General features: G+C 41.9%; 18 protein-coding genes and 1 other annotated feature. All 18 genes read left to right on the forward strand.

The window, feature by feature from the left end:
- Window positions 1–10: 10 nt before the first annotated feature.
- The 18 genes from WMO43_RS08690 (at window position 11) to WMO43_RS08775 (ending at window position 22,665) form a co-directional block, all read left to right on the forward strand.
- Window positions 11–952 (forward strand): GDP-mannose 4,6-dehydratase, encoded by a 942-nt coding sequence (locus WMO43_RS08690; RefSeq protein WP_353530929.1) that lies wholly within the window; start codon window positions 11–13, stop codon window positions 950–952.
- On the forward strand, window positions 953–2,677 hold the full coding sequence (locus WMO43_RS08695) for a phospho-sugar mutase (protein WP_353530930.1): 1,725 nt from the start codon (window positions 953–955) through the stop codon (window positions 2,675–2,677).
- A 90-nt stretch (window positions 2,678–2,767) separates the two neighbouring features.
- Window positions 2,768–3,715 carry a type I phosphomannose isomerase catalytic subunit gene (locus WMO43_RS08700; RefSeq protein ID WP_353530931.1) on the forward strand — a complete coding sequence of 316 codons (948 nt, stop codon included), beginning with the start codon at window positions 2,768–2,770 and terminating at the stop codon, window positions 3,713–3,715.
- A gap of 19 nt (window positions 3,716–3,734) precedes the next feature.
- The gene (locus WMO43_RS08705; protein WP_177962740.1) at window positions 3,735–3,944 is read left to right on the forward strand and encodes a DNA-directed RNA polymerase subunit M; all 210 of its coding nucleotides are present in this window, start codon (window positions 3,735–3,737) and stop codon (window positions 3,942–3,944) included.
- 72 nt (window positions 3,945–4,016) lie between these two features.
- A complete protein-coding gene (locus WMO43_RS08710) occupies window positions 4,017–5,102 on the forward strand; it encodes an LCP family protein (protein ID WP_177962741.1) in 1,086 nt (361 codons plus the stop codon).
- A gap of 45 nt (window positions 5,103–5,147) precedes the next feature.
- On the forward strand, window positions 5,148–6,974 hold the full coding sequence (gene glmS / locus WMO43_RS08715; RefSeq protein WP_353530932.1) for a glutamine--fructose-6-phosphate transaminase (isomerizing): 1,827 nt from the start codon (window positions 5,148–5,150) through the stop codon (window positions 6,972–6,974).
- A 753-nt stretch (window positions 6,975–7,727) separates the two neighbouring features.
- Complete coding sequence (locus WMO43_RS08720; RefSeq protein ID WP_353530933.1) at window positions 7,728–9,122, forward strand: S1C family serine protease; 1,395 nt, start codon at window positions 7,728–7,730, stop codon at window positions 9,120–9,122.
- Between the two features lie 128 nt (window positions 9,123–9,250).
- On the forward strand, window positions 9,251–10,174 hold the full coding sequence (arcC, locus tag WMO43_RS08725; protein ID WP_353530934.1) for a carbamate kinase: 924 nt from the start codon (window positions 9,251–9,253) through the stop codon (window positions 10,172–10,174).
- 308 nt (window positions 10,175–10,482) lie between these two features.
- Window positions 10,483–11,046, forward strand: a complete 564-nt coding sequence (locus tag WMO43_RS08730; RefSeq protein ID WP_177963699.1) for a TetR/AcrR family transcriptional regulator C-terminal domain-containing protein — start codon at window positions 10,483–10,485, stop codon at window positions 11,044–11,046.
- A gap of 227 nt (window positions 11,047–11,273) precedes the next feature.
- Window positions 11,274–12,770: a glycerol kinase GlpK gene (gene glpK, locus WMO43_RS08735; RefSeq protein WP_353530935.1), complete on the forward strand. Its 1,497-nt coding sequence runs from the start codon at window positions 11,274–11,276 to the stop codon at window positions 12,768–12,770.
- Between the two features lie 32 nt (window positions 12,771–12,802).
- The gene (locus WMO43_RS08740; RefSeq protein ID WP_353530936.1) at window positions 12,803–13,519 is read left to right on the forward strand and encodes an MIP/aquaporin family protein; all 717 of its coding nucleotides are present in this window, start codon (window positions 12,803–12,805) and stop codon (window positions 13,517–13,519) included.
- Window positions 13,520–13,619: 100 nt separating this feature from the next.
- Window positions 13,620–15,056, forward strand: a complete 1,437-nt coding sequence (locus WMO43_RS08745) for an NAD(P)/FAD-dependent oxidoreductase (RefSeq protein WP_353530937.1) — start codon at window positions 13,620–13,622, stop codon at window positions 15,054–15,056.
- 13 nt (window positions 15,057–15,069) lie between these two features.
- Complete coding sequence (locus WMO43_RS08750; RefSeq protein WP_177963695.1) at window positions 15,070–16,338, forward strand: NAD(P)/FAD-dependent oxidoreductase; 1,269 nt, start codon at window positions 15,070–15,072, stop codon at window positions 16,336–16,338.
- Between the two features lie 2 nt (window positions 16,339–16,340).
- Window positions 16,341–16,706: a DUF1667 domain-containing protein gene (locus WMO43_RS08755; protein WP_177963694.1), complete on the forward strand. Its 366-nt coding sequence runs from the start codon at window positions 16,341–16,343 to the stop codon at window positions 16,704–16,706.
- Between the two features lie 156 nt (window positions 16,707–16,862).
- Window positions 16,863–17,762, forward strand: a complete 900-nt coding sequence (locus tag WMO43_RS08760; RefSeq protein ID WP_177963693.1) for a DMT family transporter — start codon at window positions 16,863–16,865, stop codon at window positions 17,760–17,762.
- A 162-nt stretch (window positions 17,763–17,924) separates the two neighbouring features.
- Complete coding sequence (locus WMO43_RS08765) at window positions 17,925–18,068, forward strand: hypothetical protein (protein ID WP_353530938.1); 144 nt, start codon at window positions 17,925–17,927, stop codon at window positions 18,066–18,068.
- A gap of 35 nt (window positions 18,069–18,103) precedes the next feature.
- Window positions 18,104–18,377: a binding site (T-box leader), on the forward strand.
- 119 nt (window positions 18,378–18,496) lie between these two features.
- Complete coding sequence (locus tag WMO43_RS08770) at window positions 18,497–21,145, forward strand: valine--tRNA ligase (protein ID WP_177963691.1); 2,649 nt, start codon at window positions 18,497–18,499, stop codon at window positions 21,143–21,145.
- 128 nt (window positions 21,146–21,273) lie between these two features.
- Window positions 21,274–22,665, forward strand: a complete 1,392-nt coding sequence (locus tag WMO43_RS08775; RefSeq protein ID WP_353530939.1) for a flagellar assembly protein A — start codon at window positions 21,274–21,276, stop codon at window positions 22,663–22,665.
- Window positions 22,666–22,722 lie beyond the last annotated feature (57 nt).

Below are 22,722 nucleotides of genomic sequence, written 5' to 3' on the forward strand. Positions count from 1 at the left end.
GGACGAAAATATGAAAGCATTGATTATAGGTGGAGCAGGCTTTGTAGGTGCGTACCTGATGCGTTATTTAAAAGAAGAACTTCATATGGAAGTTACGGTTACAAAGATGCCGCAGGAGCAGATAGAGGCAGAGAATGTCAAAGTATGTGATCTGGACATTTTAAAAAAAGATGACATTACCGGGCTTTTTAAGGCAGAACAGCCGGACTGGATCTTTCACTTAGCAGCCCAGAGCTCCGTTAGTGTTTCCTGGAAGAATCCGGCGCTGACGATCGACGTAAACGTCAAGGGCGGCTCGAATGTATTAGAAGCATTTCGGGAATCCGGTATCAAAGCAAGAATGTTACTGATCGGTTCCGGTGAGGAATACGGACACATTCTGCCACAGGAGACACCGATCAAAGAAGATAACTGCAGCAGACCGGGCAACATCTATGCGGCAACGAAAGCATGCCAGAATATGCTTGGAAAAATCTATGCAGATGCTTACGGATTAGATGTCATGATGGTACGGGCGTTCAATCATATCGGACCGAACCAGACACCGATGTTTGTTGTGGCAGATTTTTGTCAGCAGGCAGCAGAGATTGAAGCAGGAAAAAGAGAAGCAGTCATGCGTGTGGGAAATCTGAGTGCGAAGAGAGATTTTACGGATGTCAGAGATGTGATCCGTGCCTATGCACTGATCATGGAGCATGGAAAAGCCGGTGAGACATATAATGTCGGAAGCGGACATGCTGTTTCTATCCAGGAGATTTTAGACACGATCGTATCTTTTTCCAAAGCCGATATCAAAGTAGAGGTAGACCCGGCAAAATTGCGACCGGTCGATGTGCCGATCATAGAGGCAGACATCCGGAAGCTGGTGGAGTGTACCGGCTGGAAACGGGAGATTCCATTAGAACGTACGATAGAAGAGACATTAGATTATTGGCGTAAAGAGGTAAAATAAATGGATTATATGAAAATATATCAGCAGTGGTGCAGTGATCCTTATTTTGATGATGCTACAAAAGCCGAGCTGAAAGCAATCGAGAATAACAAAGAAGAGATAGAAGACAGATTTTACCGTCAGTTAGAATTTGGAACAGGCGGACTGCGTGGAGTGATCGGAGCCGGAACAAATCGCATGAACATCTATACCGTGCGTCAGGCAACACAGGGACTTGCAAATTATGTCCTGAGCCAGAACGGACAGGAAAAGGGTGTGGCAATCGCATATGACTCGAGAAGAATGTCTACGGAATTTGCAACAGAAGCAGCACTCTGCTTAAATGCAAATGGAATAAAGACCTACATTTTTGACAGTCTGCGTCCGACACCGGAATTGTCCTTTGCAGTGCGGGAACTGCATTGCATAGCCGGAATTGTCATCACGGCAAGCCACAATCCGCGTGAATATAACGGATATAAAGTATACTGGGAAGATGGTGCGCAGATCACACCGCCACACGATAAGAACATCTTAGCAGAAGTTGCAAAGGTTACAGAGTTCTCCAGTGTAAAGACCATGGGAAAAGAAGAAGCAGTCAAAACAGGACTTTTCCATGTGATCGATGCATCTTTAGATGACCGTTATATGGAAAAATTGAAGAAACAGAGTATCCATCCGGAGATTATCAAAGCGATGGCAAAAGATATCCGAATTGTATACACACCGCTTCACGGAACAGGAAATCTTCCGGTGCGAAGAGTATTAAAAGAGTTAGGATTTGAACAGGTTTATGTTGTACCGGAACAGGAAAAACCGGATGGTAACTTCCCAACGGTATCCTATCCGAACCCGGAAGATCCGAAAGCATTTGAGTTAGCATTAAAGTTAGCTAAAGAAAAAGATGCAGATATTGTCTTAGCCACAGATCCGGATGCAGACCGTCTCGGCGTATACTGTAAAGATACCGTAAACGGCGGCTATATTTCCTTTACGGGAAATATGTCCGGTATGCTGATCGCAGAGTACATCTTAAGAGAGCGTACCGAAAATGGTACCATGCCGGAAAAACCGGCGTTGGTAGAGACGATCGTAACTACCGACATGGCAAAGGCGATCGCAAAAGCATATGGTGTTCATTTGATCGAAGTGCTGACCGGATTCAAATTTATCGGAGAACAGATCAAGTGGTTTGAAGAGCAGAACACATATCACTATGTATTTGGCTTAGAAGAGAGCTACGGATGTCTTGCAGGAACCTATGCAAGAGATAAAGATGCCTGCGTTGCAGTCATGATGCTCTGTGAAGTGGCAGCTTACTGCAAGTCCCAAGGAAAGACACTTTGGGATGCCATGCTTGATATGTATGAAAAATACGGTTATTATAAGGAAGGACTTGCCACGATCACCTTAAAGGGAATCGATGGAGCACAGCAGATCCGGGATATGATGGACAAGGTAAGAAAAGAACCGCCATCAGAATTTGGAAGATTCAAAGTGCAGGCAGTCCGTGATTATAAGGCGGATACCAGAACCGATTTAGCAACAGGAAAGACAGAGTCCACCGGACTTCCGAATTCCAATGTACTGTATTATGAATTAAGTGATGGTGCATGGTGCTGCGTTCGTCCGTCCGGAACAGAACCAAAAATCAAATTTTATTTTGGAGTAAAAGGTGACAGTCTCGAGAGTTCCAAAGAGCAGTTACAGGAGCTTGAAGATGCACTGATGAAAAAGTTTAAATAGCAGAGGGGTGAGGGTGTTGTCACAGGCATCCTCACCATTTTTAGGAAATTTCAGAAAAGAAATACAAGCAATATAATAGAAGGAAGAAGTATGGAGAAAATCATAAAACTTGCTCCCTCCTATAAGGATTATCTTTGGGGAGGCACAAAGTTAAGAGAGGATTACGGAAAGAGCAGTACCTGTGAAAAAGTGGCAGAGAGCTGGGAAATTTCCTGCCATCCTGACGGACCATCTTTTATAGCCGAAGGCGAACAGGAGGGAATGCCGTTAGAGGATTATATCGCAGAACACAGAGAAGCCATTTTAGGAGAGCAGGGAAGCCGATATGCTTCATTTCCGATCCTGTGCAAATTTATTGATGCAAAACAAAAGCTGTCGATACAGGTACATCCCGATGATGCCTATGCAAAAGCGGCTGGGATGGACAACGGAAAGACAGAACTCTGGTATATTGTAGAATGTGACGAGGATGCTTATATCTATTTTGGTGTCAATCGAGACATGACCAAAGAAGAGTTTAAAAGACGTATTGAAGAAAATACGGTCTTAGAAGTTCTGAATAAAGTGCCGGTACACAAAGGAGATTATTTCCTAGTGGAGGCAGGGACGATCCATGCGATCGGAGCAGGAATCATCATCTATGAGATCCAGCAGAATTCAAACTGTACTTTCCGGGTCTATGACTACGACAGAAGGGATGCGGATGGAAATCCTAGAAAGCTGCACATTGCGGAAGCGATCGAAGTCAGCAACTTAAAGAAAAAAGAAGTTTCCATACCGGTAAAGACAGGACAGGAGAAAACAATCCTTGGACGATGCGACTATTTTACGGCAGTAAGATATGAGTGTCAGGAAGAGTTAAAGATAGAGAACTGCAAAGATTCATTTGTAACGTTAACCATTATGGAAGGCTGTATGAAGTTACGGGTTGCCGGAGAGGAAAAAACAGGAAAAAAAGGCGAAAGTTTTTTCATACCTGCGGATTCCGGTGCCATAGAGGTGCAGGGTAACGGCGTATTTATCACAGTTCAGACATAAGTCAGGGAGGGAAAATGCTATGAAGATTTATATCTGCCCGGAATGCGGACAGTTCCGAGAGGCATCCAGAAGGAAGGAAGTCATCTGCTACCGATGTGAGAACGAAGTACAGATGCAGCCCATCAAATTGTCGATGGAAGAATATTTTAACATGACAAAAGAGGAACGGGAGGAATACTCCAAAAGCTGGCTGTACATACATGAGTGTTTGCATAAAAAGAAAAATTAAGAAAAAAATAATTGTATTTTATTCACAGTTCCTGTATGATAAGCAAAAATAATTAAAAAATAAGGTGAGAAAATGGGAGATACAAAGAAAAAAAAGAAAACAACAAAAAAACAGCGTGCAAAACGCAGAAAAGTAATGTTTATTGTTGAGATTGTAATACTGTTAATACTGTTAGCAGCAGTTTTTGTCTGGCTGAAATTAGAAAAAATTGACTATAATAAGCTGGATGAGGATGATATCTTAATGAATGATCTAGACGATAGTACCGATGAAGTCATGGGAAAATATACGGTCATTGCATTGTTCGGACTGGACAACCGTGACAATGGAACTTATGAATCCGGTAACTCTGATACGATCATGCTTGCAAGTATCAACAATGATTCTAAAGAAGTCAAACTGGTATCCATATACCGTGATACTTATCTGAATGTAAAAGATGATACTTATGCAAAAATGAACTCTGCGTACCAGAGAGGCGGCCCAAAGCAGGCAATCGAAGCCCTGAATACAAACTTAGATTTAAAGATCACAAAATATGTGGCCGTTGACTTTAATGCACTGGTAGAAACCATCGACCTGATCGGAGGAGTCGACATTGATGTTACTCCACAGGAAGTTGCAAAGATCAACGAATATTCCGGAGAAGTTGCACAGGTAACCGGAAAGAAGAATACAACCTTAAGTGGTTCCGGTGTACTTCATTTAAATGGTGTACAGGCTACTGCTTATGCACGAATCCGTAAGCTGGCAGGAGATGACTATAAGAGAACCGAACGTCAGAGAACCGTTATTGAGGCAATGATAACAAAAGTTCAGAAATCAGGTGTCACAACGATTAACAGTGTCGTTGATGAAGTGTTTGATGATATCAGTACCAACATTACACCAAAACAGATGTTATCCTTAGGAAGCCATGCATTAAGTTATAAAATGGTAGACAATTCAGGATTCCCATTTGAGTTAAAGACCAAAAACATGGGCAAACGCGGCGATTGTGTCATTCCGTTGGATTTAGAGACAAACGTTATCGAGCTGCATGAATACCTGTTTGGTTCGGACACATATACTCCGACCGACAGTGTAAAAGAAAAAAGCAAACAGATTATTAACGATACCGGTTATACAAAAGAGACAGAAGCAGTAAAAATACAGTAAGAACTTTTTTGCAGGTAGTGAAAACAACATATGGAGGAATTTTGTATGTGTGGAATTGTAGGATATGTAGGAGAAAGCCAGGCAGCACCGATTTTATTAGAAGGGCTGTCAAAGCTGGAATACCGTGGTTATGATTCAGCAGGAATGGCAGTATATGATGGAGAAAAAATCCATGTAAAAAAAGCCACCGGGAGATTAAAGGTGTTAAGTGAACTGACACATGATGGAACCATGCTTCCGGGTCATGTCGGAATCGGTCATACCCGTTGGGCAACACACGGAGAACCATCCGATGTCAATGCACATCCGCATTGCAATACCGATCAGACCATTGCGGTTGTTCACAACGGAATTATAGAGAATTACCTGAAATTAAAAAATATGCTTTTAGAAAAGGGGTATCGTTTCATTTCAGAAACTGATACGGAAGTTTTAGCACAGTTATTAGATTATTATTACAAAGGCAACCCATTAGAAGCTATTACGAAAGTCATGCACAGGGTAGAAGGCTCCTATGCATTGGGCATTATTTTCTCGGACTATCCGGATACCGTATATTCCGTGCGAAAAGACAGTCCGTTGATCGTCGGAAAAGGAACGGACGGAAACCTGATCGCATCCGATGTTCCGGCAGTGCTCAAATATACGAGAGAGGTATTTTTCATCCAGAATGAAGAGATCGCATGTTTGAAAAAAGATGCCATTGAATTCTACAATGTGGATGGAGAGCCGATCCAAAAAGAAAGCAAGATGATCGAGTGGGATGTCAACGCAGCGGAAAAAGGTGGATATGAGCATTTTATGCTCAAAGAGATGTATGAGCAGCCAAAGACCGTACGTGATACCTTAAGCCCAAGGATCAAAGATGGAAAAATAGAGATCGAAGAATTGGGCATGACCGATGAGGAGATCCGTGCCATCAACCGGATTCATATCGTAGCCTGTGGTTCGGCATACCATACCGGAGTTACGGCAAAATATGTGTTTGAAGGAATGGCAAGAATCCCGGTAGAAGTAGACTTGGCATCCGAGTTCCGTTATCGGAATCCGATTTTAGATGAAAATGATTTAGTCATTATCATCAGCCAGTCCGGTGAGACAGCCGATTCCTTAGCAGCCCTGCGTGAAGCAAAAAGTCAGGAGATCAAGACACTTGGAATCGTCAATGTCATCGGAAGTTCCATCGCAAGGGAAGCAGATAAAGTCATGTATACCTGGGCAGGACCGGAAATTGCAGTTGCAACAACCAAAGCCTATAGTGCACAGTTGATCGCACAGTACCTGTTAGCAATCAAATTTGCAGCGGCAAGAGGCAGGATCACAGATCAGGAAGTAGAGGAATACTTAGGAGATCTGAAAAAACTTCCGGATCAGATAGAACTGCTCTTATCAAACCAGACGAAAATACAGAAATTTGCAAACCGTTATATCGCAGCAAAAGATGTGTTCTTTATCGGAAGAGGCATCGACTATGCGATTTCCATGGAGGGTTCCTTAAAGTTAAAGGAAATATCTTATGTACATTCCGAAGCATATGCGGCAGGCGAATTAAAACATGGAACGATTTCCTTAATAGAGGACGGAACCTTAGTAGTAGCGGTTGCAACCCAGGAAGACCTTTATAAAAAAACGGTCAGCAACATGGTAGAGGTAAAAACCCGTGGAGCCTTTGTTATGGCAGTTACCAACGAGGGCAATATCGATATAGAAAAGGCAGCAGATTATGTGATCTACATTCCACTGACGAATAAATACTTTACCAATTCTTTGGCGATCATACCGTTACAGCTTTTTGGATATTATGTATCGGTAGGAAAAGGATGCGATGTTGATAAACCAAGGAATCTGGCAAAGTCGGTTACGGTAGAATAAACAGGTAAGAAGTTAAGTTAGCGTATAGGGTACAACTATATAATAGGAAGAAACTGGAAGAGAAGACATGCGTGTCTTCTCTTTTTTCGTGGAAAGTCGGGCAATATTCGGGTTCACTTTGTTTCCATGTCCGAAATCAAAAGTTCTAAACACTCTGGAAAAGGGATGACTGCGGACGAAACCGGTGTGAATTCGCCATCCATGGCTCAGTCACACCTTTTCCGTGCATCCGTGCACGGAAATTTCTGATGGTAGAGCAGAGTGTTAAGAACTTAACGATTCCGTCCATAAGAAGCAAAGCGAATCCGAATATTGCATCATATCGCCGAAGAGATATAAAAAGAGTCACGATTCGAATACAATACAATATCCAACCACCTTGTCTTATGCCGGGGATTTAGTGGCTCTTGACTCTCTGATCATTCACAGAAATTTGCAGGCACGGATGCCTGCAAAAGATGCAGTTGAGCCAGGATGGCGAATCTGCATCGGTTTCGTCCACTTGCCAACATCCTCTCCAGAGAGATTAGAGCCACTTAATCCCCGACACTGAACAAGGAGGTTGAATATTGTATTTATATTTTATATTTTATATTGTATCCTTCATCCTGCCACCTTTCACACAAAATCAAAACATTCATCACAAACTCTTGAGCATTTTTTCACATAGTAGACACAAAAACAAGCTAAAATCCTTAATATAAACAAAAAATAAACTGAAAAGAAAAAGAGAAACATGAGGGAGGCAATCTTATGGACAATCAGGATCATAGAAATGAAAACAACTCCAGCTATTCTTATAGTTATATAAGAGATGGAGGAAATGAAAATACTACATGGCGAGCAGATGACAACACCGGCCACAGTTACAATCAGGCAGGAAGCAGTTATCAGCATTATGAAACACCGAAACAAAAGAAAAAATGGTTTCATGGTGGTGGCTTTAAGCAAAAAATGGTAAGATGCGTGGCGCTGGCATTAGTTTTTGGACTGGTGGCAGGTGGTGTATTTGTCGGAACCGGATATGCGGGAATGAAAGCACTTGGAATTGACAATAATTCCAAAGCACAGACCTCCGATACGAAGAGTGTCAGTACAACAAAAGTAACAGGAACAACGACCAGTACAAAGAGCGGTACAACCACATCTTCTGATATTTCGGGAATTGTAGATGAAGTTATGCCATCTATCGTAGCCATTACCAATATGACAGAAGTGCAATATCGTGATTTCTTCGGAAGAGTTCAAAATTACGAAGGAGAAAGTGCAGGTTCCGGAATTATCATCAGTCAGGATGATCAATATCTTTACATTGTAACAAATAACCATGTGGTATCAGATGCCACAACATTAACCGTCTGCTTTTACGATGACCAGACCGTCAGTGCAGAAGTAAAAGGAACGGATTCATCCAGTGACTTAGCAGTCGTTGCAGTAAAATTATCCGATATCTCTTCAGATACCATGAAAGCGATCAAAGTAGCAACCGTTGGTGATTCCGATTCCATCAAAGTTGGAGATACTGCAATTGCGATCGGTAATGCATTAGGATACGGCCAGTCCGTAACTACCGGAGTGATCAGTGCATTGAACCGTGGAGTTACCTTAGAGGATGAGACATCAGGAGAAACAGTAACCAATGGACTGATCCAGACAGATGCAGCCATCAACCCTGGAAACAGTGGTGGAGCATTGCTGAATGTCGAAGGACAGGTCATAGGAATCAACTCCGCAAAATATTCAGATACTGCAGTCGAAGGAATGGGTTATGCAATTCCGATGTCAAAAGCAGAGCCGATCATCAATGATCTGATCAACCGGGAGGCAGTAGATGAGTCTGAGAGTGCATATCTTGGAATTTCCGGTGCAGATATTACAGAAGACGTAGCCAATACCTATAATATGCCAAACGGAATCTATGTCACAAAAGTAGCAGAGGGTTCTGCAGCAGAAAAAGCAGGTATTCAAAAAGGTGATATCCTGACCGAGTTTGACGGAAAAGAAGTTACCTCCATGGAAAATATGCAGGAAATACTCAAATACTATAAGGCAGGAAAAAAAGTCAAAGTCAAAGTACAGGTAGCAGACAATGGTACCTACAAAGAAAAAGAGCTGACGGTAAAACTCGGCAAAAGACCGTCTGAATAACCAATAGTGCTTTCTCCCTACATTTCCCGTTATAAGAGCTGCTTATTGTTCTTATGCGGGAAATGTGTTAATATAGAAAATAATTTCTAAGAAAAATACGCGCGTAGCGAAAAAATAGGGAGGAACCCATGAAGAAAAAAAGAATCGTTATTGCATTAGGACATGATGCATTAGGAACCACATTGCCGGAACAGCAGGCAGCAGCTAAAAAGACGGCAAAAGCAATCGCAGATTTTGTGAAAGAGGACTATCAGATCATTATTTCACACAGCAACGGACCACAGGTTGGAATGATCCATACGGCAATGTCCGAGTTCTGCAAAATATATCCGGAGTACACGGCAACACCAATGTCTGTCTGCTCTGCCATGAGTCAGGGATATATCGGATATGATTTACAGAATGCGATCCGTACCGAACTGCTCAACCGCGGAATCTACAAACCGGTGGCTACCGTGCTGACGCAGATGACGGTAGATCCATATGACGATGCATTTTATCATCCGACAAAGATCATAGGACGTATCATGTCCGCAGAAGAGGCAGAAGCCGAAGAGAAAAAAGGAAATCATGTGGTAGAAGTAGAAGGCGGCTACCGCCGTATCGTAGCGGCACCAAAGCCAATGGAGATTGTAGAGATAGATACCATCCGTGCATTGGCAGATGCAGATCAGGTAGTCATAGCCTGTGGAGGCGGTGGAATACCGGTACTGGCACAGGAGAACCGTTTAAAAGGAGCTTCTGCAGTAATCGAAAAAGACCTTGCAGCAGGAAAACTGGCAGAGGCAGTAGATGCTGATATGCTTGTCATTTTAACCGGTGTAGAAAAAGTCTGCTTAGAATATGGTACGGCATCAGAACAGCCGATAGACCATATGACAACCGCCCAGGCGAAAAAATACATGGAAGAAGGACAGTTTGGCGAAGGCACGATGAAACCGAAAGTAGAGGCAGCTTTGGACTTTATCGGCAATTCCGCAGTAAAATCCGTACTGATCACCAAATTGGGCAGTGGAACAGATTTAGAAGACGGAACCGTCATCAAAAAGTAAAATTTTTGGACAAAAATAAAAAAGTGTCATGAGAATGATTGACATAATATAGAATGCACAATATCCTGATGTTCCAATTTTTCAACACAATAGGCAAAGTGTACAAAAACAGAAAAATAGAATTAGATAAAAGGCATAAAAAAGATGGTTAAAAGTTTAACAATGTCGCTATTTGTACAAATCGACAGAAAGAACGGTAATTCGACTTCAAAACAAACCATAACGTGATATAATAAATAGCGGAGTTAATAAATAATTTTTGTTTTACGATGCGTAAAATATGCGGAACGTGACAGGGGGAACTAAAAATGTGCTGTAATACGAAGGAAAAAATCGCACTTGCTGTAAAAGAACTGATGCGCCAGAAATCCATCCGTAAGATAACGGTTCAGGATATTATGGAAGAAACAGGCATGAAACGGCAGAGCTTTTATTATCACTTTCAGGATTTATATGCAGTCATTGAGTGGATATGCTGCAAAGAACTGATGGAAGAGGTAGATGTTGACGGAGACATTACATTTGAAGAGTGGCTGCGAAAGCTGATGGAAACCATGGAAGCGGATCGTGCATTTTATAAAAAATTAGCAAACGAGATCGAGTGGAAGCAGATGGCAGACCGGACAAAAGCAATTGTTGCAGAGCAGGTAGACAGATTCCTGTCAGCTTCAGGTGAGATGAAGGGGATCCGCAGTGAAGAACGGGCGTTTATGGTAGATTTCTTTTCTACATCCATCATTTATTATCTGTTAGATTTTATAACCAGTAATAAAAACATGACGACAGAAGAACGCAGTAAACAGATTGCGGTAGCAGTCCGGACGCTTGGAAAATTCAAATTCAGTAACGGAATGTCAGCAGCAAAAGCATAAGTTATAAGAAGTAACAAGGCTGTGTATGGGGAAAAAACCTGTACACAGCCGTTTTTATGCTTAAAATACAATAAAAATTAAGACATGTTTTAGAATTGCTATGCATAATATATAATAATCCAGACAGAAACCGGTCGGTTTTGTACAATTTTACATGTTTGTATGATTACTTTTGGTTTTTGATGTGATATTATTAGTACAACAAAAAAAGGAGGAGGGCTTTTTTAATGGCTAAATATGTTATGGCACTCGATGCCGGAACAACTAGTAACAGATGTATCTTATTCAATGAGAAGGGTGAGATGTGCTCAGTAGCTCAGAAAGAGTTCACACAGTTTTTCCCAAAACCAGGCTGGGTAGAGCATGATGCAGATGAGATTTGGGCAACTCAGTATGAAGTTGCTAAACAGGCAATGGAAAATGTTGGCGCAACAGCAGCAGACATTGCAGCAATCGGTATCACAAATCAGCGTGAAACAACAATCGTATGGGATAAAGCTACTGGCGAACCTGTACACCATGCAATCGTATGGCAGTGTAGAAGAACAGCTGAGTACTGCGATAGCTTAAAAGACAAAGGACTGGTTGATAAAATCAGAGAGAAAACAGGTCTTGTTATCGATGCTTACTTCTCAGGAACAAAGATCAGATGGATCTTAGAGAACGTTCCGGGTGCTAGACAGAGAGCTGAAGCCGGCGAATTATTATTCGGTACAGTAGAGACTTGGTTAATTTGGAAATTAACAAAAGGAAAAGTTCATGTAACAGATTACTCAAACGCTTCCCGTACAATGTTATTCAACATCAATACATTACAGTGGGATGATGAAATCTTAGCAGAGCTGAACATTCCTAAATGCATGCTTCCAGAAGCAAAACCATCAAGCTGTGTATACGGCGAGGCAGATCCAAGCTTATTTGGTGGTCCTATCAAAATTGGTGGAGCTGCAGGTGACCAGCAGGCAGCATTATTCGGACAGACATGTTACAAAGCTGGTGAAGCTAAGAATACATACGGAACAGGATGTTTCTTACTTATGAACACTGGCGAAAAACCAATCTTCTCTAAGAACGGATTAGTAACAACAATCGCTTGGGGACTTGACGGCAAAGTAAACTATGCATTAGAAGGTTCTGTATTCGTTGCAGGTGCTTCTATCCAGTGGTTACGCGACCAGTTAAGAGTTGTAGATACCGCTCCGGATTCAGAGTACATGGCAACAAGAGTAAAAGATACCGCTGGATGCTACGTAGTACCTGCTTTCACAGGTTTAGGAGCTCCATATTGGGATCAGTATGCTAGAGGAGTTATCGTTGGTTTAACACGTGGATGTAACAAATATCACATCGTTCGTGCAACAGTTGAATCTTTAGCATATCAGGTAAACGATGTATTACAGGCTATGAAAGCTGATTCAGGAATCGACCTTGCTGCATTAAACGTAGACGGTGGCGCAAGTGCTAACAACTTCTTAATGCAGACACAGGCAGACATCAGTGGATGTCCTGTAAACCGCCCATCATGTGTAGAGACAACAGCTATGGGTGCTGCTTACTTAGCAGGTATCGCTGTTGGCTACTGGAAAGACAAAGAAGACGTTATTGCTAACACATCTCTTGATCGTACTTTCACACCAGCAATCAGTGCTGAAGAGCGTGAGACAAGAATCAAAGGATGGAAGAAAGCAGTTAAATGCTCCTTTGGTTGGGCAAAAGAAGACTAGTAATAAAATAGGGTAAAGAGGAGGAAACATTTATGTTACCATATTTGGCAGAATTTTTAGGAACTATGATGTTAATCATGTTAGGTGATGGCGTTTGTGCAAACGTTAACCTTAGCAAATCAGGAATGAAGGGCGGCGGAACTGTTCAGATTACTATGGCATGGGCAGCAGCCGTTATGATTCCAGCATTTATCTTTGGTGCAGCTTCAGGTGCATCATTCAACCCAGCATTAACAATCGCTTTAGCAGCTGACGGAAGCTTCGCTTGGAACATGGTACCAGGTTATATCGTAGCTCAGATCGCTGGTGGATTCGTAGGTGCTTGGATTGTATGGCTTACATTTAAGAAACAGTTCGATGCAGAAGAAGATGCAGCAACAATCCTTGGAGTATTCTCCACAGGTCCTTCTATCCCAAGCACAGGATGGAACATTGTATCAGAGGCAGTTGCAACATTCGTATTAGTATTCGCAATCAAAGGTATGGCTCAGGTTGGCGGTATGAACGGACTTCAGGGTAACGTTGCAGTATATGTAATCATCTTAGCATGTGGTATGTCCTTCGGTGGAACAACTGGATATGCTATGAACCCAGCCCGTGACTTAGGACCTCGTCTTGCACATGCATGCTTACCGATTAAGAACAAAGGAACATCTAACTTCGCTTATGGTTTAGTAGTTCCGATCTTTGGACCAATCATCGGTGCTTTATTAGCAGTAGGTCTTTACGCAATCATTCCTTGGGCATAAGCTATAGGGAATATGTAACACGATAGTAATAAAGAGTTTGAGCAATGCTGCATCCTAGGATGGAGCGTTGCTCATCTTTTCTGAAAGGAGTAACAGACACATGTATGATGTCGTAATAATTGGAGCAGGGGTATCTGGTAGTGCAATCGCTAGAGAGTTATCACGTTACCAGGTAAATGCTTGCGTAGTAGAAAAAGCAGAAGATGTATGTTGTGGTACATCAAAAGCAAACAGCGCTATTGTTCATGCCGGATTCGATGCTGAAAACGGATCTCTTATGGCAGATTTGAACGTAAAAGGTAATGTAATGATGGAAGATCTTTCTAAAGAGCTTGATTTCTCCTTTAGAAAAAATGGATCTTTAGTAATTTGTTTACATGAAGAAGACAGACCGAACTTAGAGGCTCTTTATGAAAGAGGAGTTAAGAACGGTGTCAAAGAATTAAAGATTTTAGAGCATGATGAAGTATTGGCATTAGAGCCAAACGTAACAGACGATGTTGTTGCTGCATTATATGCACCAACAGGTGGAATTGTCTGCCCATTCGAATTAAACATTGCTATGGCTGAAAATGCAGCTACAAACGGTGTTGAATTCAGATTTAACACAGAAGTAAGAGATATCGTTAAAAAAGACGGTGGCTTTGAGTTGGTAACTAACAACGGAGCAATCTCTACAAAATGTGTTGTAAATGCAGCAGGTGTATACGCTGATGTATTCCATAACATGATGAGCTCTAAGAAAATCCACATCACACCAAGACGTGGAGATTACTGCTTATTAGACAAGGTTACAGGAGATTTCGTAGATAAGACAATCTTCCAGTTACCGGGTAAATATGGTAAAGGTGTATTAGTATCACCTACAATCCATGGAAATACAATCGTAGGACCAACTGCTATTGATATTGAAAACAAAGAAGGAACCAATACTACTCAGGAAGGAATCGACGAGTTAATCAACAAAGCTGGTTCAACAGTAAAAGGTTTACCAATTCGTCAGGTTATCACTTCCTTTGCAGGACTTCGTGCACATGAGGACAACCATGAATTCGTAATCGGTGAAGTAGACGAGGCACCGGGATTCTTTGATGCAGCAGGTATCGAGTCTCCAGGTCTGACAAGCTCACCGGCTATCGGAGTTCTTGTTGCAGGAATGTTAAAGGATAAATTAAACTTACAGGAAGATCCGACCTTCAACGGAACAAGAAAAGGTGTTACACATCTGAACTCTTGTACAAAAGAAGAGAGAGATGCCTTGATTAAAGAGAATCCGGCTTATGGAAGTATCGTATGCCGTTGTGAAATGATTACAGAGGGAGAAATCCTTGATGCAATCCACAGACCATTAGGTGCAACTACATTAGATGGTATTAAACGTCGTACACGCGCTGGTATGGGACGTTGCCAGGCTGGTTTCTGTTCACCAAGACAGATTGAGATTCTTGCGAGAGAATTAGGCGTAGATCAGTCAGAAATTAGAAAATCTGGACGCGATTCCAAGTTCATCGTTGGAACCCCGAAAGACAGATTATAAGGAGGAAGAACAGATGAAAGCATATGACGTGATTATCATTGGTGGTGGTCCTGCAGGTTTAGCAGCAGCAGCATCAGCAAGAAGAAATGGTATCGAGAGCATTCTGATTTTAGAGCGTGACCGTGAGTTAGGTGGTATCTTAAATCAGTGTATCCATAATGGTTTCGGTCTTCATACCTTCAAAGAGGAGTTAACAGGACCGGAGTATGCTAGACGTTTCATTGATCAGGTAGAAGAACTTGGAATCGAGTACAAGTTAAATACTATGGTTATGGACATCAGCGCAGATAAAGTAATTACTGCAATGAACCGTGAAGAAGGAATGTTCGAACTTCAGGCAAAAGCAGTGATCTTAGCTATGGGATGTAGAGAGCGTTCAAAAGGTGCATTAAACATTCCTGGTTACAGACCGGCAGGTATCTATTCTGCAGGTACTGCACAGAGATTAGTAAATATTGAAGGCTTCATGCCAGGTCGTGAAGTTGTTATCTTAGGATCCGGTGATATCGGACTTATCATGGCTAGACGTATGACATTCGAAGGCGCAAAAGTTAAAGTTGTAGCTGAGTTAATGCCATACTCAGGTGGATTAAAACGTAACATTGTTCAGTGTCTGAATGACTACGATATCCCGCTGAAATTGAGCCATACCGTAATCGATATCAAAGGTAAAGAGAGAGTAGAAGGAATCACAATCGCAGAGGTTGGTCCTGACAGAAGACCTATCCCTGGAACAGAAGAGTACTATCCATGTGATACATTACTTCTTTCCTGTGGTCTTATCCCAGAGAACGATATCTCCAGAGGAGCAGGCATCGAAATGAGCCCAATCACTTCCGGAGCTGTTGTAAATGAGAGCTTAGAGACAAATATCGAAGGTGTATTTGCTTGTGGTAACGTACTTCATGTACATGACTTAGTAGACTTCGTATCTGAAGAGGCTGCTATGGCTGGTAAATCTGCTGCTGATTATGTTCAGGGCAAGATTAACAGAGATACTAAGACACCAGACGTTAAGATCGTTGCAACAGATGGTGTTCGTTACACAGTACCTAGTGTAGTAAATGTTGACCGTATGGATGGCGATTCTATCGTAAGATTCCGTGTTGGTGATGTTTACAAAAACCACTATGTAAGCGTTTACTTAAATGATGAGCGTATCTTACATAGAAAGAAACAGGTTATGGCACCAGGTGAGATGGAGAACGTTGTTCTTAAGAAAGATCAGTTGGCTGCATTTGATGGCCTGAACACCATTACAGTAAAACTTGAGGAGGCGTAAGAATGGAAACAATTAATTTAACATGTATCGGATGTCCGATGGGTTGTCCTCTTACTGTAACCATGGAGAATGGCGAAGTTAAGGATGTAACAGGAAATACTTGTAAACGTGGAGATGATTACGCTAGAAAAGAAGTAACCAATCCTACAAGAATTGTTACAAGTACTGTAATCTGCGAAGGCGGTAAAATTGATGCTGTATCTGTTAAAACAAAATCAGATATTCCAAAAGGCAAAATCTTTGATGTATGTCGTGCATTAAAGGGTGTTGCTGTACCGGCTCCAGTTAAAATTGGTGATGTTATCATCAAAGATGTTGCAGGAACAGGCGTAGACATCATTGCTACAAAACAGGTAGATAAAGCGTAAATATAGGTGGGTTATACTCACGATATAGCATATGCGAAAGGGCGTGTCCAAGTTGGACGCGCCCTTTTTGGCTCTATACTTTTTAAAAGAAGTCTGCTATACTAATCGTCAGAATTAAAAATAAGTACCAAAATAGCAATAAAAGAGGAGTATAAAATGCAAAAGATAAAATGGAAAAATAGTGCGGCATTGCTGTTAGCAGCATTTGTCTGGGGAGTTGCATTTGTGGCACAGAGTGTCGGTATGGATTATGTAGAACCGTTTACATTCAATGGCATTCGCTGTCTGATCGGAAGTCTGGTATTATTGCCATGCATTTTCTTTTTTGACCGGTTTAAGACCAGTGAAGAAAAAGAGGCTGTAAAAAGCAGCCGTAAGACACTCTGGATTGGTGGTATTCTTTGCGGAGCCATCCTTTTTGTGGCAACGAATGCACAGCAGATAGGAATACAGTATACTTCTGCCGGAAAAGCAGGTTTTATTACGGCATTGTACATTGTGTTTGTGCCGATCATTGGAATATTTTTAAAGAAAAAATGCAGTTGGAATGTCTGGGTCAGTGTAGTGATCGCAGTTATAGGATTTTATCTTTTATGTGTCAAAGATGGCCTGAGTCTGTCAAAAGGTGATCTCTGGGTCTTAGTTTGTGCGCTGGTTTTTCCATTTCATATCTGGACAGTAAACCATTTTGCACCAATGGTCGATGGTGTCAGATTGTCCTGTATACAATTTTTAGTCTGTGGAATCCTCTCAGGGATCTGCATGTTCTTTACTGAAACACCGGACATCGGGAATATCCTACAGGCATGGATGCCACTATTATATGCCGGAGTATTGTCCTGTGGTTTGGGATATACCTTACAGATTGTCGGACAAAAGGATTTTAATCCAACCATAGCGTCATTGCTGATGAGTTTTGAATCAGTATTTTCCGTATTGGCAGGCTGGGTACTTTTAGGACAGGCATTGAGTACACGGGAGATCTTTGGCTGTGTGTTGATTTTTGCAGGAGTTATCTTAGCACAGATACCGATGAAAACCGGACAGAAAGAATAGAAACTATACAAGGGGAGCAAGCTATGGTATAATGAGTGCAAGCGAGTCATGCTCACGATATAATAATTAAAAGCAAGTCAACATGCTCACATGATGAAAGAACAATGAAATGATTGCGTGAGCTATATTCACGATAAGTATAGAAAGGTATGGTAGGAGCATATGCTGGAAGGAAACAATATTTTAATTTTTATGGGAATTATAGTTCTGCTTGTCATTGTGGCAACAGTCATTGCCGTGGTATCTTCTGTCGCAGGAGCAGCGGCAGCCATTGTAGATGATGAAGACGGCGAAGAAAATGCTTGACAATTTTTGCAGAACTCTATAAGATAAAACATATTGAAAAGGTGTTGAGAAAGAGGAGTACACAGCACACCCTTGAAAGAGAGAATGGTTCATCGGCTGAAAGACCGTTTAAAGAAGGCGTTGTGGAAGGTAGCTTTTGAACCGGAGAACTGAAAGTAAAAACGAATGGATTTGCAGGAGGTGCAAATATAAGAGATACGATAAGTAGGTTTTCACGTCTGGTCTGCGTTATAAGACCGAGAGATTGCCAATCATGATAAGAAGAGATTGGCGAAATAAGGTGGTACCGCGTAACAATACGCCCTTTGCAGATTGCAAAGGGCGTTTTTTAATCCACGGGAAAATAGTCGTGTCACGACTATTTTCATTAGATTCTATTAGAGAAAAAAGCAGACTTATCTGCTTGGTTGATAAAAAGGAGAGAGAAGATGAGCAAAGAATTAGCAAAGACATATGATCCGAAAGATATTGAGGATCGTCTGTACAAAAAATGGGAAGACAACAAGTATTTTCATGCGGAAGTAGACCGCAGTAAAAAGCCGTTTACAATTGTGATGCCGCCACCAAATATCACAGGTCAGTTACACATGGGACATGCATTGGACAATACGATGCAGGATATTCTGATCCGTTATAAGAGAATGCAGGGCTATAATGCACTGTGGCAGCCGGGAACAGACCATGCATCCATTGCAACAGAAGTCAAAGTGATAGAATCTTTAAAAGAACAGGGCATTGATAAGGATGAACTCGGAAGAGAAGGCTTTTTAGAAAAAGCCTGGGAATGGAAAGAGGAATATGGCGGACGTATCTTAAAGCAGTTAAAGAAAATGGGTTCTTCTGCAGACTGGGACAGAGAGCGTTTTACCATGGATGAGGGCTGCTCAAAAGCCGTAGAAGATGTATTTATCAAATTATTTGATAAAGGCTATATTTATAAGGGTTCCCGTATCATTAACTGGTGCCCGGTATGTCAGACTTCTATTTCTGATGCAGAAGTAGAACATGAGGAGCAGAACGGATTTTTCTGGCACATCAATTATCCGGTAAAAGGAGAAGAAGGAAGATTCGTTGAAATCGCAACTACACGTCCGGAAACGTTATTAGGCGATACCGCAGTTGCCGTAAATCCGGAGGATGAGAGATATCAGGATCTGATCGGTAAGACACTGATCCTCCCATTGGTAGGAAGAGAAATCCCGGTAGTAGCAGATGCTTATGTAGATAAAGAGTTTGGAACAGGATGCGTAAAGATCACACCGGCTCATGACCCGAACGATTTTGAGGTAGGAAAACGTCATAACCTGCCGGAAATCAATGTATTAAATGATGATGCGACCATTAATGCAAATGGTGGAAAGTATCAGGGCATGGATCGCTACGAAGCAAGAGAAGCCATGATCAAAGATTTAGACGAGCTTGGACTTTTGGTGAAAGTAGTACCTCATGCACATAATGTAGGAACACATGACCGCTGTAAAACAACGGTAGAACCGATGATCAAACAGCAGTGGTTCGTAAAAATGGATGAGATGATCAAACCGGCAGTAAAAGCAGTCAAAGAAGGAGAGATCAAGCTGTTACCGGAGAGAATGGATAAAATTTATTTTAACTGGACAGACAATATCCGTGACTGGTGTATTTCCAGACAGCTTTGGTGGGGACACCGGATCCCGGCATACTACTGTGCAGATTGTGGAGAATTTGTTGTTGCAAGAGAAAATCCGGGCAAATGCCCAAAATGCGGATGCACGCATATGACACAGGATGAAGATACCTTAGACACCTGGTTTTCTTCTGCACTCTGGCCGTTTTCCACACTCGGATGGCCGGATAAGACCGAGGATTTGGATTACTTCTATCCAAATGATGTCTTAGTAACCGGATATGATATTATTTTCTTCTGGGTTATCCGCATGATCTTCTCCGGATATGAGCAGATGGGCGAGGCACCATTCCACACCGTATTATTCCATGGTCTGGTAAGAGATTCCCAGGGAAGAAAAATGAGTAAGTCCCTTGGAAACGGAATCGATCCATTAGAAGTCATTGACAAATACGGGGCAGATGCACTGCGTCTGACACTGATCACCGGAAATGCACCGGGAAATGATATGCGTTTTTACTGGGAGCGTGTAGAAGCCTCCAGAAACTTTGCGAACAAAGTATGGAATGCCTCCCGTTTTATCATGATGAATATCGGAGATGAAAAATTAGAGACACCGGCTTTAGAGGATTTTACAACGGAGGACAAGTGGATCCTTTCAGCAGTGAACTCCCTTGCAAAAGAAGTAACGGAGAACATGGACAAATTCGAGCTTGGAATTGCCGTTCAGAAAGTATATGACTTCATCTGGGATGAGTTCTGTGACTGGTACATTGAGATCACAAAGACCAGAACTTATAAAAAAGAAGAAGATCCGAAGTCTGCAAAAACAGCAATGTGGACCTTAAAGACCGTACTGATCCAGGCATTAAAACTGTTACATCCATATATGCCGTTTATTACAGAGGAAATCTTCTGCACACTTCAGGAGGAAGAAGAGACCATTATGCTTTCAGAATGGCCAACCTTCAAAGAAGAGTGGAACTTCAAGGCAGAGGAAGAAGCAGTTGCCCATGTAAAAGATTTAGTAAAAGGAATCCGTAATACCCGCGCAGAGATGGATGTTCCGCCAAGCCGTAAAGCAAAAGTCTTTATCGTAACAGAGGACAAAGAGTTAGAAGAAATTTTTGCTTCTATGAAGACAGCATATGCGGCACTGATCAGTGCAAGTGAGATCCAGGTTCAGGATACAAAGGACGGTATTGGAGAAGATGCAGTATCCGTTGTGATCCCGGGTGCAGTAGTCTATATCCCGCTTGAGGATTTAGTAGATTTTGAAAAAGAAAAAGAGCGTCTGAAAAAGGAACAGGAGCGTCTGAAAAAAGAGTTAGCACGTTCTAAGGGAATGCTTTCTAATGAAAAATTCTTAAGCAAAGCACCGGAAGCAAAAGTATTAGAGGAAAAAGAAAAACTTGCAAAATACGAGCAGATGATGCAGCAGGTAGAAGAACGTCTGTCACAGATGAAATAGAGTGACAATTTAAAAGCATGACAATCGAATAACGAAAAATATTGCAAAATCAAGGGTTTTGTTATACTATAATAGTAAGATATGGGATACCAGATTCTGAATATGCAATAGAAAAGAGGTGACCGTCTATGACTATCACAAAAAGGGAAGTACAGCCAAAAGCCCGCATCACCTATGACGAAATGGAAGCGTTTCTGACACTGCCGGTTCCAAAAGAAGGGGAAGAATATACTTTAGAGGAATTGCTTGCACTGTTAGAAAAGAATCAGATCCGTCATGGGATTGAGCAGGAGACTTTAAGAAAAATGCTCCGGGAGAGGATCTACAATAAAGAGGTCTGTATCGCAGTTGGAACTCCTGTGGTAGATGGAATAGACGGTCATTTTGATTATCATTTTAACAATACTTTCAGTAAAAAACCGAAGATCCGTCCGGACGGAAGTGTGGATTACTGGAGTATCAACATGGTAGAGCCTGTGGAAAAAGGACAGGTAATCGCTATTTATAAGCCACCGGTTCCGGGAGAAGATGGAATGACCGTCAAAGGCAGACCACTGCCGGCAAAGAGAGCGAGGGAACTTCCGCCATTAAAAGGACGCGGATTTACCAGACAGGAAGATGGAAATACCTATACCTCGAATATGGATGGCAAGATCGATATGGAGAATGACAGGATCACCATTTCTCAGGTATATGAAATCTTTGGAAATGCGGATCTTTCCGTTGGAAATATTAATTTTGTCGGTGATGTAGTGGTCCATGGAAATGTGACAGCGGGAGCAAGTGTCCGTGCGACCGGCACGGTAACGATCGATGGTGTGGTAGAATCTGCGGATATTACGGCAGATGGCGATATTGTATTGCGAAGCGGAATGTTAGGAGGAAGCAAGGCAGTCCTTACAACAAAAGCCAACTTATATGCAAAATTTGTGGAATATGCAAAAGTAGATGTCAGAGGAAGTATTGAAGCGGATGCGTTTGTCGGATGTGAGATAACCTGTGGAGATGAGATTGTTCTGAATGGAAAAAAGAGCAGGATCATCGGAGGAAATGTATTTGCAGTCCGCGGAATAGAAGCACTGGTATTAGGAAGTCCCGGCGAAGTTGCAACCTCTATAAGAGTCGGAGTGCGGGAAGAAGTCCTGCATCAGATCAAAGAATTAGAGAAAAAGGTGGAGACGCATCAGGAGAATATTACAAAGATAGAAGCCGGACTTGCAAATTTTGAAAGACTTGGAAAAGAGCGTGGTATTGATTACAAGGACGACCCAAGGAGAACAGAACTTTTGCGTGTAAAGATCCAGGAGATTGCCGCAATGGCAGCCGAAAAGACAGAGCTGGAAGGTTTGCAGCGGGAAGTAGAAGAAGCACAGAATGCATCCGTCAAGGCACAAAAGGCAGTATATCCGGGTGTGTCTATCGGAATTGATGAATTAAAAATTTCCGTGCAGGATATACAGGAACGGGTACAGTTTGTGAAAAGTGTCGATAAAATCCTAATGATGCGGATAGAAGAATAATCTGTCTAAGGAACTCGGATCCTGCGATGAGTTTTCCGGGTGCAGGTATTGCAAAAT

It is taken from the genome of Maccoyibacter intestinihominis (assembly GCF_040096355.1).
Classification (GTDB): domain Bacteria; phylum Bacillota; class Clostridia; order Lachnospirales; family Lachnospiraceae; genus Maccoyibacter; species Maccoyibacter intestinihominis.

What these genes read in the sequence shown, in the direction of transcription:
- WMO43_RS08760 (WP_177963693.1), top strand. Translation starts at nt 16,863, where the DNA reads ATGCAAAAGATAAAATGGAAAAATAGTGCGGCATTGCTGTTAGCAGCA.
- WMO43_RS08700 (WP_353530931.1), top strand. Translation starts at nt 2,768, where the DNA reads ATGGAGAAAATCATAAAACTTGCTCCCTCCTATAAGGATTATCTTTGG.
- WMO43_RS08765 (WP_353530938.1), top strand. Translation starts at nt 17,925, where the DNA reads ATGCTGGAAGGAAACAATATTTTAATTTTTATGGGAATTATAGTTCTG.
- WMO43_RS08690 (WP_353530929.1), top strand. Translation starts at nt 11, where the DNA reads ATGAAAGCATTGATTATAGGTGGAGCAGGCTTTGTAGGTGCGTACCTG.
- WMO43_RS08770 (WP_177963691.1), top strand. Translation starts at nt 18,497, where the DNA reads ATGAGCAAAGAATTAGCAAAGACATATGATCCGAAAGATATTGAGGAT.
- WMO43_RS08720 (WP_353530933.1), top strand. Translation starts at nt 7,728, where the DNA reads ATGGACAATCAGGATCATAGAAATGAAAACAACTCCAGCTATTCTTAT.
- glmS (WP_353530932.1), top strand. Translation starts at nt 5,148, where the DNA reads ATGTGTGGAATTGTAGGATATGTAGGAGAAAGCCAGGCAGCACCGATT.
- WMO43_RS08705 (WP_177962740.1), top strand. Translation starts at nt 3,735, where the DNA reads ATGAAGATTTATATCTGCCCGGAATGCGGACAGTTCCGAGAGGCATCC.
- WMO43_RS08695 (WP_353530930.1), top strand. Translation starts at nt 953, where the DNA reads ATGGATTATATGAAAATATATCAGCAGTGGTGCAGTGATCCTTATTTT.
- arcC (WP_353530934.1), top strand. Translation starts at nt 9,251, where the DNA reads ATGAAGAAAAAAAGAATCGTTATTGCATTAGGACATGATGCATTAGGA.
- glpK (WP_353530935.1), top strand. Translation starts at nt 11,274, where the DNA reads ATGGCTAAATATGTTATGGCACTCGATGCCGGAACAACTAGTAACAGA.
- WMO43_RS08745 (WP_353530937.1), top strand. Translation starts at nt 13,620, where the DNA reads ATGTATGATGTCGTAATAATTGGAGCAGGGGTATCTGGTAGTGCAATC.
- WMO43_RS08710 (WP_177962741.1), top strand. Translation starts at nt 4,017, where the DNA reads ATGGGAGATACAAAGAAAAAAAAGAAAACAACAAAAAAACAGCGTGCA.
- WMO43_RS08775 (WP_353530939.1), top strand. Translation starts at nt 21,274, where the DNA reads ATGACTATCACAAAAAGGGAAGTACAGCCAAAAGCCCGCATCACCTAT.
- WMO43_RS08730 (WP_177963699.1), top strand. Translation starts at nt 10,483, where the DNA reads ATGTGCTGTAATACGAAGGAAAAAATCGCACTTGCTGTAAAAGAACTG.
- WMO43_RS08755 (WP_177963694.1), top strand. Translation starts at nt 16,341, where the DNA reads ATGGAAACAATTAATTTAACATGTATCGGATGTCCGATGGGTTGTCCT.
- WMO43_RS08740 (WP_353530936.1), top strand. Translation starts at nt 12,803, where the DNA reads ATGTTACCATATTTGGCAGAATTTTTAGGAACTATGATGTTAATCATG.
- WMO43_RS08750 (WP_177963695.1), top strand. Translation starts at nt 15,070, where the DNA reads ATGAAAGCATATGACGTGATTATCATTGGTGGTGGTCCTGCAGGTTTA.